The 16,367-nt window shown below is 38.1% G+C and carries 13 protein-coding genes and 3 tRNA genes; 3 read left to right on the top strand and 13 right to left on the bottom strand.

Annotated elements, in window-relative coordinates:
- Positions 1-26 precede the first annotated feature (26 nt).
- The 6 genes from guaC to BR87_RS07470 form a co-directional block, all read right to left on the bottom strand.
- A complete protein-coding gene (guaC, locus tag BR87_RS07445; RefSeq protein ID WP_035030525.1) occupies positions 27-1,001 on the bottom strand; it encodes a GMP reductase in 975 nt (324 codons plus the stop codon).
- 326 nt (positions 1,002-1,327) lie between these two features.
- On the bottom strand, positions 1,328-2,005 hold the full coding sequence (locus BR87_RS07450) for a PepSY domain-containing protein (RefSeq protein WP_035030528.1): 678 nt from the start codon (positions 2,003-2,005) through the stop codon (positions 1,328-1,330).
- Positions 2,006-2,186: 181 nt separating this feature from the next.
- Positions 2,187-2,753, bottom strand: a complete 567-nt coding sequence (locus BR87_RS07455; protein ID WP_035030531.1) for a GNAT family N-acetyltransferase — start codon at positions 2,751-2,753, stop codon at positions 2,187-2,189.
- A gap of 204 nt (positions 2,754-2,957) precedes the next feature.
- Positions 2,958-5,312: an Ig-like domain-containing protein gene (locus BR87_RS12645; protein ID WP_051929734.1), complete on the bottom strand. Its 2,355-nt coding sequence runs from the start codon at positions 5,310-5,312 to the stop codon at positions 2,958-2,960.
- Positions 5,313-5,427: 115 nt separating this feature from the next.
- Positions 5,428-6,687: a glycoside hydrolase family protein gene (locus BR87_RS07465; protein WP_035030536.1), complete on the bottom strand. Its 1,260-nt coding sequence runs from the start codon at positions 6,685-6,687 to the stop codon at positions 5,428-5,430.
- Between the two features lie 259 nt (positions 6,688-6,946).
- Positions 6,947-7,840, bottom strand: a complete 894-nt coding sequence (locus BR87_RS07470) for a cation diffusion facilitator family transporter (RefSeq protein WP_035032972.1) — start codon at positions 7,838-7,840, stop codon at positions 6,947-6,949.
- Positions 7,841-8,127: 287 nt separating this feature from the next.
- Between BR87_RS07470 and proC the strand changes: the two genes are divergently transcribed.
- A complete protein-coding gene (gene proC, locus BR87_RS07475; protein WP_035030539.1) occupies positions 8,128-8,940 on the top strand; it encodes a pyrroline-5-carboxylate reductase in 813 nt (270 codons plus the stop codon).
- 33 nt (positions 8,941-8,973) lie between these two features.
- Here the strand turns inward: proC and tadA are convergent, their stop codons facing one another.
- On the bottom strand, positions 8,974-9,492 hold the full coding sequence (gene tadA / locus BR87_RS07480) for a tRNA adenosine(34) deaminase TadA (RefSeq protein ID WP_035030542.1): 519 nt from the start codon (positions 9,490-9,492) through the stop codon (positions 8,974-8,976).
- A gap of 126 nt (positions 9,493-9,618) precedes the next feature.
- Between tadA and BR87_RS07485 the strand changes: the two genes are divergently transcribed.
- Entirely contained in the window at positions 9,619-10,485 is an 867-nt protein-coding gene (locus BR87_RS07485) for a helix-turn-helix domain-containing protein (RefSeq protein WP_035030545.1), read from the top strand.
- A gap of 131 nt (positions 10,486-10,616) precedes the next feature.
- Here BR87_RS07485 and BR87_RS07490 read toward each other — a convergent pair whose 3' ends face one another.
- The 3 genes from BR87_RS07490 to BR87_RS07500 all read right to left on the bottom strand — a co-directional run bounded on the left by BR87_RS07490 (position 10,617) and on the right by BR87_RS07500 (position 14,125).
- Positions 10,617-11,000 (bottom strand): hypothetical protein, encoded by a 384-nt coding sequence (locus tag BR87_RS07490; RefSeq protein ID WP_035030548.1) that lies wholly within the window; start codon positions 10,998-11,000, stop codon positions 10,617-10,619.
- A gap of 138 nt (positions 11,001-11,138) precedes the next feature.
- Positions 11,139-13,640 carry an ATP-dependent Clp protease ATP-binding subunit gene (locus tag BR87_RS07495; RefSeq protein WP_035030552.1) on the bottom strand — a complete coding sequence of 834 codons (2,502 nt, stop codon included), beginning with the start codon at positions 13,638-13,640 and terminating at the stop codon, positions 11,139-11,141.
- A 17-nt stretch (positions 13,641-13,657) separates the two neighbouring features.
- Entirely contained in the window at positions 13,658-14,125 is a 468-nt protein-coding gene (locus BR87_RS07500; protein ID WP_035030555.1) for a CtsR family transcriptional regulator, read from the bottom strand.
- Between the two features lie 521 nt (positions 14,126-14,646).
- Here BR87_RS07500 and BR87_RS07505 point away from each other — a divergent pair.
- Positions 14,647-15,978 carry an ISL3 family transposase gene (locus BR87_RS07505; RefSeq protein WP_035030558.1) on the top strand — a complete coding sequence of 444 codons (1,332 nt, stop codon included), beginning with the start codon at positions 14,647-14,649 and terminating at the stop codon, positions 15,976-15,978.
- Between the two features lie 85 nt (positions 15,979-16,063).
- Here BR87_RS07505 and BR87_RS07510 read toward each other — a convergent pair.
- The 3 genes from BR87_RS07510 to BR87_RS07520 all read right to left on the bottom strand — a co-directional run bounded on the left by BR87_RS07510 (position 16,064) and on the right by BR87_RS07520 (position 16,329).
- A tRNA-Pro gene (locus BR87_RS07510) sits at positions 16,064-16,137 on the bottom strand.
- Between the two features lie 21 nt (positions 16,138-16,158).
- Positions 16,159-16,232 (bottom strand) — tRNA-Arg (locus BR87_RS07515).
- A gap of 8 nt (positions 16,233-16,240) precedes the next feature.
- Positions 16,241-16,329: transfer RNA gene (locus BR87_RS07520), tRNA-Leu, on the bottom strand.
- Between the last annotated feature and the right edge of the window lie 38 nt (positions 16,330-16,367).

Below are 16,367 nucleotides of genomic sequence, written 5' to 3' on the forward strand. Positions count from 1 at the left end.
ATGTGCCTCTTCTTTTTTGCCTTTTATTAACGGTCGCCATTAAAGATGGAATTTTTAACAATCACATAATCAACTTTACGTAATGATTCGATATCATTTCCGCCTGCGTATGAAATAGCAGATTGTAAATCTTGTTTCATTTCTTGTAATGTTGCAGCGATATCGCCTTTGTGCTCAACCATGATCTTTTTCCCTTCGACGTTTTTACGTTCGCCTTTTTGGAATTCAGAAGCACTGCCGTAATATTCTTTGTACATTTTCCCGTCGATTTCAAGTGCTTCACCAGGCGATTGTTCATGTCCGGAGAAGATAGAACCGATCATTACCATTGTTGCTCCAAAACGAATCGATTTAGCAATATCCCCATGGTCACGAATTCCGCCATCAGCGATAATCGGTTTACGAGCTGCCTTTGAGCACCAACGTAGTGCTGCCAATTGCCAGCCACCAGTTCCAAAACCAGTTTTCAACTTGGTGATACAAACTTTTCCTGGTCCAATGCCCACTTTGGTAGCATCTGCTCCAGCATTTTCTAATTCGCGAACTGCTTCTGGTGTACCAACATTTCCAGCAATCAAGAAGGTTTCAGGCAGATACTTTTTGATATGGTGAATCATATCAATTACTTGGTTGGAGTGACCATGAGCAATATCGATTGTAATGTATTCAGGCGTTAAACCTTTATCAGCCAATTCTTTTATGAAGGTGTATTCATCAGCTTTTACACCCACACTGATTGATGCATATAAGCCTCTTTTGCGCATATCTTCAATAAACGGCAAACGTTTTGCTTCTTCAAAACGGTGCATAACATAGAAATAATCATTCTCTGCAAACCAAATAGCTAAATCTTCATCCATTATGGTTTGCATATTTGCTGGAACTACTGGCAATTTAAACGTTCGGTTACCAAGCACTACACTGGTATCACATTCGGATCTGCTTTGAACAATACTTTTATTTGGAATCAATTGGATATCTTCATAATCAAACACTTTCATGGGCTTTAAAACCTCTTTCTCTTCGTTTTTATCTTATATTAGCAGTTTTCTCTTCCAACCGCCGCTTACAAACGAACATTTATACTTTTCATTAACTTCATAGTTCGTCCACTAACCAATTTACCGCAAAACTCATTATTTGTCAAAAGAATTAAGCATAAAAAGAGGAAAAAAGTGAACTTTTATCCCTAAAGTTGATTGGTCGTTCGATATTATTCATAATTAGCTCGTAATTATCCCGATGAAAGTTTTTCGAAGCAAGAAAAAAGCAGTTATTGCCCAAAAATCTCTGGGAAATAACTGCTTTTAATTGGACATTTTCTTAATTAGTCTTTATCAATAACTTCTCCTGTTTTAGAATCAATATAGACATCGACATCGTGATCGCCATTCTCAATATTTTCTATTTCTACTTCATAATATGTTTTCCCAAGTTTGGTTTCCAATTCCCATTCTTCAACATAGCCGCTGCCTATTTCTTTAAGTGCGGCAGACATTGCTTCTTGGGGAGAAATCAGATTAGTTAAATCAAGTTCTGTCTTATTTTGAGTGTTCTCAGTTTCTCTTTCTTTTTCTAAAATATCGCCAGACATCGCATCAATGTTCAATTCCATTTCTTCGCTTTGATTGAACCCTTCAACTTCATATTGGTAGTAGCCATCATCTAAATCAAAACTAATGGATTTGATCGTGGTATCAGGATAGGTCTTATTATAGATATCAATAGCTTGTTCTAGGCTGATTTTATAGTCTTTATTTTCAATGCCTTGAGAAGATGACTCCTCAGTTGGATTGGATTGAGACTGATCTGAAGAAACAGCTGAACTGCTCTCATTCGTTTTATCTGCTTGTGATTGGCTGCTCGTTACTGACATACTGGAAGATACTGACTCTTCAGGCGTTGGGGTTGTTGGCGTCTCATTTGCTCCGCAAGCGGCTAAAACCGTTGTTGATGTCAACATCACTAGTCCAGTTAGCAGTTTCTTACTCGTATTTTGTAACATACTATTCTCTTCCTTTCTTTAAATTCCGATCTTCTGATTCTCCTACTGATAAGAAACAGATTAAGGAACTGAATACTTTTTACCATTCCTACCTTTAGTATAAGGGACAGGCAATGACGATAAAAGCAAAAGGCTTAGGGAAGAGTTTAATATATAGAATCTAGCCTACAGTTGATTGTTTTTATGCTTTATTGTTTAAATCAGCATATTCTTCTCGCAAGATAGCATAGCATTCATCATCGGAAAATTGTCCTTTTACCAGACGGTTTTTGCGTAGAATTCCTTCCGAAGTCATCCCTAAACGTTCCATCACTCGACCAGAAGCTCTATTTTTAATATCGTACATAGCATAGATACGTTCCAATCCAAGCGTTTGAAAGCCTAGTTCGATCAACAAGCTAGCAGCTTCTGTGACATAGCCATTGCCCCAAAATTGTTTGTTTAAAATGTAGCCCAGCTCGGCTTTTTTATGATTGGCGTCTACGCGCAAATCAATTGTTCCAATCATCTTATTGTTTTCTTTTAAAACAATTGCGTACTTACCCATTGGGTCTTTGACAAAGAATTCTGCAATAGTTTTCTTTGTTGCTTCTAGGTTTTTGTGTGATTCGAATAAAAATCGTGTGGTTTCTTTATCAGCAGCATACTCAAACATATCATTTGCGTCTTGTAGCGAAACCGGGCGCAATAAAATACGCTGTCCCATTAGTTGTTGGTGTTTTACCATTAAATACGTGATATTCTCCATCTTATTCCTCGTTTCTCTAACTATTTTTATCTTGCTTAATAAGAATAATAAACAACTTCTCTCAATAACTCAATGGTTTCTCTTTTTCTCAATAAAACATTTAACACAACAAGCCAAAAAGCCTTTCGCTATTCAGTACAAAATCAACTGAACAACGAAAAGCTTATGAATCACTAAGCAGGTAATCTATACTCTGCATTTATTTTAAGCTGTTAAATAACCTGCTAATGTTTCTTCATCTAATCCTACTAAATGATCCAGATCTGTTCCAATCGACATTCCAATGGTCCATTGGTGAGACTCTGATATTTGTCCATAGTAGAGGTAAACGCCATGTTCTCCCATAGCCATGCTTGCTCGGTAAACACCCGCAGAATCATAGCTATAACCATTATCGGTGTAGGCCAGAATCAATTTTTCTTCTGTAAAGTTGATTCCATCAGTCGACGTACTGTATTTTATCACACCGCGTATCCCTTCATTTGTATCATTATCATTATTCAAAAGATAATACGTGTCTTCAAATTTAACGACGCTCGGATGCCAAGTATGAACCGTATTTCCTACAGTATTGATTGTAATCGCCTCACTCCAGTCTTTCCCATCAATGCTTTCTGCGTAATGAACTTCCCAATCCCGCATAAACCACATTTTATAGAGATTGTTTTCATAAATAACGGAAGGAGCAATGTACTGTAAAAAGTTATTAGCTGCAGAAGTCATAGCTTCTGGTGCTGACCAGTTGATTCCATCGCTTGTTTTAACACGAAGTAAGGTTTCTTCATAATTTAAGTTGTTAACTTGGCGATACCAAAGTTCCAATTCTTTTGTCACATCGTTATAAACTAAGTGCGTATCTGAATTATAACCATTTTCAAGCTCAATCGGAGCTAATGGATTTAAAACAAAGTCAGGCACGACCCAATTAATGCCATCATGGCTAGCCACTATACTTGGATTTTCTTTTTGATCATCGCCATAAGGATAAGGTGTAAATCCCATCCAATATTTGTACCCGTTCCATGCTTCCTCAAATTGGATAACAGAAGGATGAGTGGCTTGGTTCGTACGTCCGGGCCAATCTACTCCATCATCATAAGGCGTTGGAATAGGCAAATAAATTTGTGAATTAGGTCCGCCGGTAGCAATTGTGCCGACAGTAATAACCGTTGCTGCTTCTTGTCCGGTATCCACTTCTACCATAATCGTGGCTTTTCCATTTTTCCAAGTGGTGATAATACCCGTTGCTGCATCAACAGTAGCAATATCTGGGTTTAAAGACCACCAATATTCCCACTTGGTTTTTACGGCATTACCAGGTTGATAGACCACATTCAAACGATCCACTGTTTCTCCTACAGCGATATTAGTGGTGGGCGGAACAATGCTGATCGATTCTAATGGTGGTTCCGGAGCAGTAGTTGGATCCACTACAGTTACCAGAGTTCCCGTCTCTTGTCCAGTATCCACTTCTACCATAATCATCGCTGTACCAGCCCTAATCGCTGTAATGATTCCGGTGGCTGCATCAACGGTAGCAATATCTGGGTTTAAAGACCACCAGTATTCCCATTTAGGTTTTACGGCATTTCCAGGATTATAGACAACAGTCAAGCGATCCTGTGTTTCTCCAACTGTTAATTCTTTTTTAGGTGGTGTCACAGTGATTGATTCTAATGGCGGTTCCGGAGTAGCAGCTGGATCCACTACAGTTACCAGAGTTCCAGTCTCTTGTCCGGTATCCACTTCTACCATAATCATCGCTGTACCGGCTCTAATCGCTGTGATGATTCCTGTGCCTGCATCAACGGTAGCGATTTCCGGGTTTAAAGACCACCAGTATTCCCATTTAGGTTTTACGGCATTTCCGGGATGGTATTCAACTGTTAAGCGGTCTAATGTTTCACCAACTATCACTTCTTTTTTAGGCGGTGTCACAGTGATTGATTCTAGCGGTAATTCTGCATCTGGAGTAGGTTCTTCTGTTGGAGCGGAGGGTAAAACTGGTTTTTCAGAGGTTTCTGGTTCTGGAGTTTCTAGTTCTGGAGTTTCTGGTTTTGAGGTTTCTGGTGTAACTTCGGGGTCGTTCAATTCTGCGGATTCTTCTGGTTCGGTTTTTTCTGGTTGAGGTTTTTCTAGTTGAGATTCTTCATTTGGTGAGTTTAAATCTTCTTCACCTTTTTCTTCAGGTTCTGTTATGGAAATTTCAACCGAATCTTTCTCTTTAGAAAGGAGATCCTCCTCCTCATCAGGGCCTTGATTTTCTATTGGTTGTGTTGCCGTGAGGTCTTCTGTTGTAATTTCTGTTGGAGGTGTTTCATTTGATGAAATTGTTTCTGTGGATTTTTCGGGAAGAGTTTTTTCATGTACAGGTACTATTTTTTCTTGAGTGGGCTCTTCTATAAGTAGTTCTGCAGCAGTTACCTCGGAAACGAATGCTTCGGTTGCTGTTGTGCTTTCGATTGTTTCTTGTCCTTCACTGGCATCAGCACTTAGAACTTCTGTGTTCATTAACATGAATCCTATCAGCGGAAACAGCCAAAGGATGCGTTTGTACATACTATCGCCTTCTTTCTTATAGTCAAATCTAAAACACCTTTTTTTATTTGCCTATTCGACCAACCTCTCCCTCCTTCAGTTTATGAATCTGTGTTTCTATTATTCATATTATAATCTATCCCTTACTTTTTTTAAGCTCAGCTTCTGTAATTCCGTTTAAAGTATCTAGAGTTGGTCCTGTAGCAAGGCCAATCGTCCATTGATAAGAGCTAGACACTTGCCCATAATATAAATAGAATCCTTTTTCTCCGCTGATCATACTTGCTCGGTAAACACCCGTTGAGTCATAACTGATGCCATTTCCGGTATATCCCAAAATTAATTTTTCTGGTGAAAAGTTGATTCCGTCAGTAGAGGTACTGTAATAAATGTTACCACCTGCTCCTGTATTCGTATCATTATCGTTATTTAATAAGTAATAAATACCTCCAATTTTACTGATATGCGGGTGCCAAGAATGAATGGGTTTGCCCGCAGCATATATTGAACTTGCCTCACTCCATATTTTACCGTCCAGACTTTCCAAATAATAAATGGACCAATCACGCATAATCCACATTTTGTATTTGTTTTCATCGTATAAGACAGAAGGAGAAACATATTGGAGTAAATTCCCTGCGTCAGATAACATTTTTTCTGGTGCTGACCATCGAGCCGCATCTTTTGTTTTGACCCGGCATATTATTTCATCGTTTTTTCTGTTGCTAACATAGCGATACCACAACTCCATTTCTTTTGTATGGTCGTTGTATAACAAATGACAGTCGGATAGATAATTATCAAAGACATAACTAGAAATAAGTGCAGCGGAAACAATAGGATTTGAAATGTTTGCAGGCACGACCCAATGGATCCCATCCTGACTTGCTACTAGACTTGGGTTTTCTTTTTTATCGTTTCCATAAGGATAGGGAGTAAAAGCCATCCAGTATTTATAGCCGTTCCATTCGTGATCAAATTGAATAACTGACGGGTGTGTTGCTTGATGTGTTTTTCCAGGCCAATTCGTACGATCATCATAAGGAGTTGGAATCGGTAAAAAAGTCTTTGAATTCGGCTGAGGTTCGTTATCTGTGAGGCGGATCGGAGTGGATAGTAGACGCTTTCGATTTGGGTTGAAGATTTTAGTCATCCCTGCTGTAAAAAGAGTGATTAATCCTGTAGCAGATTGGACAGCTGTTTGATCAATTTCTGTAGGAGATAGCTTAACGAAGAGGGTTTTCGTAGTTTCTGATTGAAGAAAAGAGAAGTTTAAATAATTTAATTCAGATAGTTGCCTTACTAATCTATCCGCATTTTTTTGGAAAGCTAGAAAAGATAAAAACAATAAAACTAGGCCTACTGCCATTAAAACGGGTCTATTTTTTGGTTTCATTTAGAACCTCCTTTTGAACGTTTAAATGATAAAAAAAGTGTATCGCTTTCATATTGAACTATTATACCTGTTCATTTGCATTTACTCAACTAAGAAATTTTAAAAACTATTTTTTCTGCTAGCTTAAATGAGTTATTTCTGCAGCAATATGTATCTGTGCCTACAGAAAAATCCTCACTATAAGCTAATTTACAGCGAGGATCTCTTACTTTGTTCTCTTTTAGTTAACAATGAAATTGGATTAAAAATTTTAAAAAAACTATTTAGGTTCTTGATTTGTCTGTGCCGGTTCTACATGGACATCAATGTCACTTACTCCATAGGTGTCTTTTAAAAGCCGCTCTACATTTTCAGTAATTTGGTGACCTTGCCGAACTGTCAATGTGGCTTTAACCAAAATCGTTACGTCTACGTAAATATTGGCTCCATATTTTCTGGCTTTAATAGAATCGACTGAAAGAACATGAGGCAAATCTAAAATACTCGTTTTATAATCTTCTAATTTTCCTGTATCAAAACCATCTGAAAGAGAAAAAGCACTATCCCTAAAAATTTCTACTCCAGTTTTGATAATAATAATGGATACAATGATCGCCATGATACCATCCAGCCACACCAAGCCAAACATAGACCCAAAAATAGCCACTGTTGTACCCAAACTTGTCAATGCATCGCTGAGATTGTCTTTAGCTACAGCTTTTAAACCATCGCTATTGATACGGTTGGCTAATTTAGAATTGTAAAGATAAACGCCTAACATGATGACAGCACCTAACAATCCCGTGATTCCTGCAAGTTTATCCGGCGCTACAATTTTTCCTTCGATGATTCGGCTGAGGCTGGAATAAAAGACTTGAATCCCTACGAGCAGCATAACAAAGGAAGTGACCAGACTGGCAATCGTCTCTGCTTTCCAATGCCCATAAGGATGATTATCATCAGGCGGCCTTCTCGCTAATTTCAATCCTACTAAGACGGCTATAGAAGAAAAGACATCTGTCATATTGTTTAACCCATCTGCCCTTAACGCGGCAGAATGGTAACTGACACCAACAAATATTTTAGTTAAGGATAAAATAATATAGGCAACAATACTAACGAGTGCCCCCTTTTCTGCTCTCTTCAATTCTTCATAACGATCTTGCATCTTCATTAGCTCCTTTTGCTTTTCGTTCATTCTCTGACTGGTTTCCTTGCGGCTGATTTAGGCAGGTTAGTTACTTTTAACGTTCTTTATTCCTTTTTCTGCACCCGCTATTTTCAGTTTTTATAGCGTGAGTTACATTCTAACATCTTGTATCAGTGGTTACAAGATACCATTTGAACCAAAGAAAAGAGTGGTGTTTCACTCTAAAAAAGCCTTTTGATCAGCTATTCGTTTTTCAATTTATGGTAAAATAAAATGAACCTATCACTTGATCAAAGAATGGAGTGTCTTATATGAAAGTAGGATTTATTGGAACAGGAAATATGGCAAGCGCCATTATCAAAGGAATGATCAAACAGAACTACATTAAAAGCGAAGACATTTATGTTTTCAGCAGAACAAAAGAAAAATTAACAGCTTTTGCCGCTGAAACAAAGACAACTGCCTGCCATTCAAATGAGGAATTGATTGCTGCTGTAGATGTTGTCGTCCTAGCTGTCAAGCCGAACGTCATCACGCAACTCCTTCCCAGTTTAAGTACAGCGATCCAGCAAAAACAGTCTTTGCTTGTTTCCATTGCTGCTGGCACCACACTTCAAAAGTTAGCTGATTTAATGGGAGAGAAGACGAATAGTTCGATAATCCGCGTCATGCCTAACTTAAATTCTATGATTGGCGAAGGAATGACAGCTATTTGCGGCAACTCATTTACCACTGGTTCTCAGATTCAATTCGTACTTGGCATGTTTCAATCCATTGGCGAAGTAGTAGAATTAGAAGAAAAAGATTTTAGTCCCTTTACTGCCATTGCCGGCAGCTCGCCTGCTTATGCTTTTCTCTTTATTGATTCTTTAGCACGTGGAGCTGTTAAGAACGGGATGCCAAAAGAATTAGCCACTAAAATTGCTGCACAAGCTGTTTTAGGCAGTGCAAAAATGGTATTGGAAAGCGGACATTCTCCTTGGAATTTGATTGACCAAGTTTCTTCTCCAGGCGGTACGACTGTTGCCGGAATTGTGGCCTTAGAAGACGAAAAATTCATTTCAACTGTTATCAAAGGCGTTGATGCCACTATCTTAAAAGACCAAGAACTAATGAATGATTAAAATAGAAGAAGGATATGTGCCCGTTAGGTTCACCTATCCTTCTTTATTTTTTTCCATTGTTGACTTTCGTGCCGCTTTTTCGGTCTTTTTACGTTTACGTAATTCTTTGAAAAAATCAGTTAATAACGCTCCGCATTCTGCTGCTAAGATACCTTGTTCAATTTCAACTTGATGGTTGAACCGGCTATCTGTTAACAAGTTCATTAAGGTTCCAGCTGTACCTCCTTTAGGGTCAGGGGCTCCATAATATAATTCTTTTACGCGTGATAAAATCATAGCTCCGCTGCACATTGGGCAGGGCTCTAATGTAACGAACAATTGAGCGTCTTCTAACCGCCAATTTTTAAGGGTACGGTTAGCTTCTTGAATAGCCAGCATTTCAGCGTGTGTGGTTGCATCATGGCTTTCTTCTCGCTGGTTGTATCCTCGTCCGATAATTTTTCCGTGTAAAACAATTACAGCGCCAATGGGTACTTCCATTTTGGCTTCAGCTTTTTTAGCTTCCTTAATCGCTTCATGCATAAAGTATTCCTTTTCTTCTAATGTCAGCATATATCCAGTCCTTCGTTAGTTTCTTATGCTTATCATATCATAATTCATCTACAAATCTGCAAAATAATGTTAGAATAAAAGAGACGAGCGGTTATCAATATCGCGCTAACTAAAAGAGGTGTTTTTTTGAATTTCAATGAAATCAAAGCAATTTATCCTGATGCACAATTAATAGATAAACCTAAAGATACAGCTGACATCATTTCTTTTCCATTCAAAAATAAATGGGTACAAGTAGAAAAAATAACTAAAACTCCTGCTGAGCTTGATTTGCTGCGCTTATTATTCTCTGCTCAAAAAAACAAGCCCCATACAAATACAACACATTCTGAATGGCAGGCTTTTTTATTAGAAGAAGGTGAACTTCCTTCATCAGAAAAACAGGGCGACTATCGGATCATTCAATTTGCTATTTTAAAAAAAGACCAGCATTTCGAACAAAAAACCTGGCTTAAAGCTTTCAAAAGTATGTTCGAGAATTGCGAAGAAGCTTTTTTTATTGATGAAACAACTGGCTTGCTGATTCAAAATAGTACAGTTGAGCAGCTGACCACAGATGAGCTTTCTGGTATCATCCAGACACTCGATGATGATTTTTCAATCAAAACATTTTGTTATATTGGTCAATTCTGGCCTCTTGATCCAGAATTTAAAGCCATCTTTAAAGAAGAACAGCTTATTTTTAATCGGCAAAAAAATAAAGGACTTTCCCTACTTTCTCTACCAAGTGTAGCTTTGCACTATTATATCTCTGATGCTCTAGAAAAAAGCCCCTTAATGCAAAATTTAAAACAAAAATATACCAGTCAAACAGAAACAAAAGAATTAATTTTAGCGTTATGGCATAGCCAAGGCAATATTAGTTTGGCTGCAAAATCATTGTACGTCCATCGAAATACTTTGCAGTATCGAATCGATCGATTTTATGAAGTGAGCGGCTTATCCTTACGAAATATGAATGATCTATTGCTTTGTTATTTACTTGTTTTTTAAGAAAAGTGGGATAAGTCCGCTAGACAGTGAAGGCAGAAAAAAATTATAGAATCCTATTCAGTAAGAAAAGCACTCTAAAAATTAGATTAAAATCTAATTTCTAGAGTGCCTTTTTTTAACAACTAGTTTTGTTAATGAGACATTTTATCTTTAAGTTCATCCGCAATGTCTTCGCCTTTATCCATCACTTTGTCTTTTTTGTCCATTAACATTTCTTTAAACTCATTCGTTGCCTCTTTTAAGTGGTCACTATACGTTCCAACTTGTCCTTTCAAGTCGGTAACTTTATCCACCACTTTCAATAAGTTTATCACTTCATCGTCTGATAGTTTTTCAACGACGTCTAAAGCTTTTTCATTCCCTTTTAATTTATCTTTTACAAAGTTTTTTGCTCTTTGGCGGTTCATATAAGCTTCTACTTTGGCCATCGAATTATTAGATGCCGATAGAATAATCGCTCCAACAGCCATTGTTGCTCCTAAACCGATAAGTAAGTTACGTGTACTTTTTTTCATATTCTTTACATCCCCTTCTATTCAATCTATCTACACAATAATCATAGCAGAAACATAAAAATAATACGAACAAAAACGCCTAACATACTATTACTGTGTTAGGCGTTTCTGCTAAATACTTCATTTAACCAGCAGAGGTTAAGCTTTGACCGTATCTTCCGGTGCGCTAATTTTCCCTTGCTTTTCGGTAGGCTCTTTTACTGCAATACGGATTTTACCTTTTGTTGCTCCGATCGTCACATGATCTCCAATTTTAACAGTCTTATTCAATAATTCTTCGCTTAAACGGTCTTCGATCTCTTTTTGAATAGCACGGCGTAAAGGACGTGCCCCATACTCAGGATCAAAGCCGGCTTTTGCAATGACATCAATTGCAGCTTGTGTAATCTTAACATGGATATCCATTTCTTCTAAACGTTTAACAATCACTTGTCCCATTAACTTAACAATTTTGTTCAGTTCAGGTTTTTCAAGAGAGTGGAAGACGATAATTTCATCCAAACGGTTGATAAACTCCGGTTTGAATGTATTTTTCAACTCTTCTTTAATCCGTTTTTCCATTGTTTTATGGTCTTTTCTAGCATCAACGGCACTAAACCCAACTGATTTCTCATCTCGTAAAGCTGTCGCTCCAAGGTTGGACGTCATAATCATAACCGTATTCTTGAAATCAACTTTACGGCCTTTAGAATCCGTTAAATGTCCATCATCCAGTACTTGTAGCAGAATATTAAAGACATCAGGATGTGCCTTTTCAACTTCATCGAATAAAATGACAGAATAAGGTTTTTGCCGAATTTTTTCAGTCAATTGTCCGCCTTCATCGTAACCTACATACCCTGGAGGAGAACCGATCAAACGGCTCGTGCTGTATTTTTCCATAAACTCTGACATATCAACCCGTATTAAAGCATCTTCACTGCCAAACATAGCTTCTGCCAACGTTTTTGCCAATTCTGTTTTACCAACACCTGTAGGACCTAAAAACATAAATGAACCAATCGGACGGTTAGGATCTTTCAAACCACTTCGGGCACGTCTAATAGCTCTGGCAACTGCGCTGACTGCTTCTTCTTGACCGATAACACGATTGTGCAATACTTTTTCCAGTTTCAATAAGCGATCAGATTCTTTTTGTTCCATTTGCTGTACTGGAATCCCTGTCCATAAAGAGACTACTTCTGCAATATCCAATTCCGTAACTTGTAATTGCGAATCAGAGGAAGCTTGTTTTTCTTGTTTCAACAATATACTTTCGATTTTTTTCCGTTGCCGCATTTCTTTTGTACGTACTTTAGCTGCTCTTTCAAAATCTTGCAATTGGATCGCTTCTTCTTTTTCTTGAACCATGGCGTCTAAATCAGCTAATGCTGCTGCCACTGGTGTTGGTTTAGAAGAACTATCCAAACGAACTTTAGAAGCTGATTCATCGATCAAATCAATGGCTTTGTCCGGCAATTGTCGAGAAGTGATGTAACGAGAAGACAATTGAACGGCTGCACGGATTGCTTCTTCTGTGATTTCAACTCCATGATGTTCTTCATAGCGGGAACGTAAACCCAGCAAAACTTCTTCCGTTTCTTCTGGAGTTGGCTGATCTACACGTATAGGAGAAAAACGTCTTTCTAATGCTGCGTCTTTTTCAATATACTTTTGATACTCATCTAAAGTGGTTGCTCCAATTGTTTGCAATTCTCCACGAGCTAAAGCAGGTTTTATGATATTTGAAGCATCAATTGCTCCTTCAGCGCCTCCTGCTCCAATCAATGTATGCAATTCATCAATAAATAGAATCACTTCTCCGTCTTGATAAATTTCATCGATTATTTTCTTCATCCGTTCCTCAAACTCGCCACGGTATTTTGTACCGGCGACCAACGAACCCATATCAAGCATCATTAAACGTTTGTTGGCTAGTGTTGATGGAACCTCTCCCAAAGCAATTTTTTGGGCCAGCCCTTCTGCGATAGCTGTTTTGCCGACTCCAGGTTCGCCAATCAAAACAGGGTTGTTTTTAGTCCGACGGCTCAATATTTGGACAATTCGTTGAATTTCTGTTTTTCTTCCTATAATTGGATCCATCTTTCCGGCTCGGGCATTAGCTGTTAGGTCTCGTGCTAAAGAATCCAGTGTAGGCGTACCAACCACCGGCTTAGCAGCAGCTTTTGGTCGTCTCCCTTTTCCATTGGTTCCCTCTGTGACTCCCATTTTTTTCAATAAAACTTGACGAGTTTTGTTCAAACTGATATCCAAATTAGTTAAAATTTTAGAGGATAAAATATCTTCTTCTCGCAGTAAACCAAGTAAAAGATGTTCTGTTCCTACTAAAGGTGCTCCCATTCGTCTTGCTTCATCAGTAGCCAATGTAATAGCTTGTTTAGCTCTTGGCGAGTACGGCAAGACTATATCTTTTGAGCTGTATTTCATGGTGCCATAACCTGTGAAATGTTCGATCTCTTCCCGTACATCATTTTCAGTTACAGAAAATTGGCGTAGTGTTTTTCCAGCAATTCCTTCTTGTTCCACCATAAGTCCTAATAAAATATGTTCAGTCCCTATAGAATTTTGGCGAAATCTTTTAGCTTCTTCTTGAGCTAAAATTAAAACGTCTTTTGCTTTTTCTGAAAATAATTCATTCATATTATTGCCTCCATCTCCTATGACTGTTCGTATTTTAAGTTATTTAAAAAAGCAGTTAATATCCGTGCTCTTAGTGCATGTTCCTTCTTTGGATCCAGTGATAAAACTGACTTTTCCATGACCGCCAACATTGAATTCGCTTCGCGTTTAGCAATCATATTGTCTTCATATAATGTTTCAATAATTGAAAAAGCATCTCGTTGTGAAATTTCGTCTCCAATTACATCGATCATCATATTCAGCATTTCTACTTCATCCAATAATTTTACTTTAATTATCCGGATATATCCGCCGCCACCGCGTTTACTTTCAACTAGATAACCTTGCTGAACAGTAAACCGTGTATTGATAACATAGTTAATTTGAGAAGGAACACAATTAAATCGTTCTGCCATTTCACTACGTCTAATTTCGACTTGCTCATCCGTTCCAAGTACTTTTTTCAAATAAGCTTCAATGATATCCGACATATTTTGATTGTTCATGTGCTAATTGTTACTGAAACAATGAAGATGTATGGTATGTATATTACCTATTTTTACCACACAATGCAACGGTGTTCTCTCAGTAACACTCCTTTTCTTTTTGTCTCAACACCAGACTTAATACTTTATTATTTCAGGTCAAGAAAACGTTAAACTGACTAGCTGATTCCTTGACTAATCCTGACTTTAATTATACGAGAAAATAATTCATTTGAAAAGCAACTCCGCTTATTTACTTTAAAAATTATTCGTTCCTATCGTATTAAAAAAGAGTTGTATACCATTTGGCTGGAAACTTGAACTGCATAGCTCACTCAAAGAAAGATTAGCAACCTCTTCCTTATTACTAAAACGATAAAATAAAAAAGAAATAACCACTAATAATAAGTGATTATTTCGGCTCTATAATATTTAGTGTTGGTGAACCAATCGGTTCACTGGCACTATTTTCGTTTTTAAATGAAAAAAGACCAGTGAACTCCTATAATTAAGTTACCACACAAAAGAATAGGAGAATTCACATGGCCCACACTCATTATATAAAAAAACTGCTCCATATTAAAGACCCGAACATTTATTTATCTGAAGTCCCTGTTACGAGGGAAAAGAAAAAAGATCAAGAATATCTGGTAGTGCATGGGAAATTGACCTATCGGCCTTCCTGCTGTAAAGTGTGCGGTGTAAAAAACACCTCTTCTCAGGATCTTATCAAACACGGCACAAAATGTTCTACACTCACACTGACTCATGTCAATTTCCAGCCTGTACTGCTCCGATTGAAAAAGCAGCGGTTTCTTTGTAAGCACTGTAATTCGACTTTCATAGCGGAAACCTCCCTAGTCGATCGCCACTGCTTCATATCTAATTTGATCAAGACAACCATTGCCATGGAATTGAAAGAGACACAATCCATGACACTTATCGCCCAGCACCTGTCAGTTTCTCCTCCTACTGTGATTCGGGTAATGCGCCAAGTTGGGGAGACGCTTGAACCAAACAATCAGGAACTGCCGCAACATCTTTCCATCGATGAATTCAAGTCGGTTAAGGATGTATCCGGAGCGATGAGCTTTCTGTTTATTAATGCGTCAACCCACCGGTTGACGGATGTTGTCGAGAATAGGCAATTGCCTTACCTGTTGGATTATTTTATGCGGTATCCAGTAGAAGCAAGAAACAAAGTCAAAACGGTCACGATGGATATGTACTCACCCTATACACAGCTTGTGATAGATTGTTTCCCCTACGCTAAAATTATCATTGACCGATTTCACATCGTCCAACACATGAATCGGGCTTTGAACAGCGAACGAATCAAGGTCATGAATGAACTGCGTTACACGAGACCGAGGGATTATCGAAAATTAAAAAAACAATGGAAGTTAGTTCTTAAAAATGAAGACGATTTAGATTTTTCCTGTTATTTTACTCACCGGTTATATGAAGGGGCTGTTACTGAAAAAATGATGGCGGATTACCTTGTGCAGCTTGATCCCAAACTTGAATGCGTTTATGCACTTTTCAATCAATTGAAATGGGCACTGGAACACCGTAATTTCAAGCGATTCAAAAGTTATTTAGAAGAATCGAAAAAATGTACTTTACCAAGAAAAGCAAGAACTGTTCTTCAAACGTTTGAAAAACATCTGGAAGCCATTAAAAATGCATTTGTGTATACTCTTTCCAATGGCCCTATTGAAGGAATGAATAATAAAATCAAAAACATCAAGCGATCAGGATATGGCTACCGGAATTTCTATAACCTGCGAGCTCGACTGTTGATTTCTTATCGATTGACCACTTCTAATTATCAACCTAGAGCTTTGTATTTTGAAGATGAAAAAGCCGTATAAAATAAAAAGCCAAAGCGACGTAGTCGCTCTGACTTATTTGGCCCACCAACACTACTTGTCAAAGAGCCATTATTTCTTTATTTTATCGGGAAGACAGGATTCGAACCTGCGACCCCTTGGTCCCAAACCAAGTGCTCTACCAAGCTGAGCTACTTCCCGGTTTATGTATCAGATGAAAAATGCACCCAAGAGGAGTCGAACCTCTAACCGCCTGATTCGTAGTCAGGTACTCTATCCAATTGAGCTATGGGTGCTATATATATGGTGCCGAGGGCCGGAATCGAACCGGCACGGTGATCACTCACCGCAGGATTTTAAGTCCTGTGCGTCTACCTGTTCCGCCACCCCGGCATATAGAACAAGAGCTGATTTTTTCAAACCTGCTTACT

The organism is Carnobacterium mobile DSM 4848, from assembly GCF_000744825.1.
In the GTDB taxonomy this organism is placed as follows: Bacteria; Bacillota; Bacilli; order Lactobacillales; family Carnobacteriaceae; genus Carnobacterium_A; species Carnobacterium_A mobile.

Excerpts from the sequence above, each read along its gene's own strand:
- BR87_RS07490 (WP_035030548.1), bottom strand. The coding sequence starts at position 11,000 with ATGAAAAAAAGTACACGTAACTTACTTATCGGTTTAGGAGCAACAATG.
- BR87_RS07465 (WP_035030536.1), bottom strand. The coding sequence starts at position 6,687 with ATGAAACCAAAAAATAGACCCGTTTTAATGGCAGTAGGCCTAGTTTTA.
- BR87_RS07450 (WP_035030528.1), bottom strand. The coding sequence starts at position 2,005 with ATGTTACAAAATACGAGTAAGAAACTGCTAACTGGACTAGTGATGTTG.
- guaC (WP_035030525.1), bottom strand. The coding sequence starts at position 1,001 with ATGAAAGTGTTTGATTATGAAGATATCCAATTGATTCCAAATAAAAGT.
- BR87_RS07505 (WP_035030558.1), top strand. The coding sequence starts at position 14,647 with ATGGCCCACACTCATTATATAAAAAAACTGCTCCATATTAAAGACCCG.
- BR87_RS07495 (WP_035030552.1), bottom strand. The coding sequence starts at position 13,640 with ATGAATGAATTATTTTCAGAAAAAGCAAAAGACGTTTTAATTTTAGCT.
- BR87_RS12645 (WP_051929734.1), bottom strand. The coding sequence starts at position 5,312 with ATGTACAAACGCATCCTTTGGCTGTTTCCGCTGATAGGATTCATGTTA.
- BR87_RS07470 (WP_035032972.1), bottom strand. The coding sequence starts at position 7,840 with ATGAAGATGCAAGATCGTTATGAAGAATTGAAGAGAGCAGAAAAGGGG.
- tadA (WP_035030542.1), bottom strand. The coding sequence starts at position 9,492 with ATGCTGACATTAGAAGAAAAGGAATACTTTATGCATGAAGCGATTAAG.
- proC (WP_035030539.1), top strand. The coding sequence starts at position 8,128 with ATGAAAGTAGGATTTATTGGAACAGGAAATATGGCAAGCGCCATTATC.
- BR87_RS07455 (WP_035030531.1), bottom strand. The coding sequence starts at position 2,753 with ATGGAGAATATCACGTATTTAATGGTAAAACACCAACAACTAATGGGA.
- BR87_RS07500 (WP_035030555.1), bottom strand. The coding sequence starts at position 14,125 with ATGAACAATCAAAATATGTCGGATATCATTGAAGCTTATTTGAAAAAA.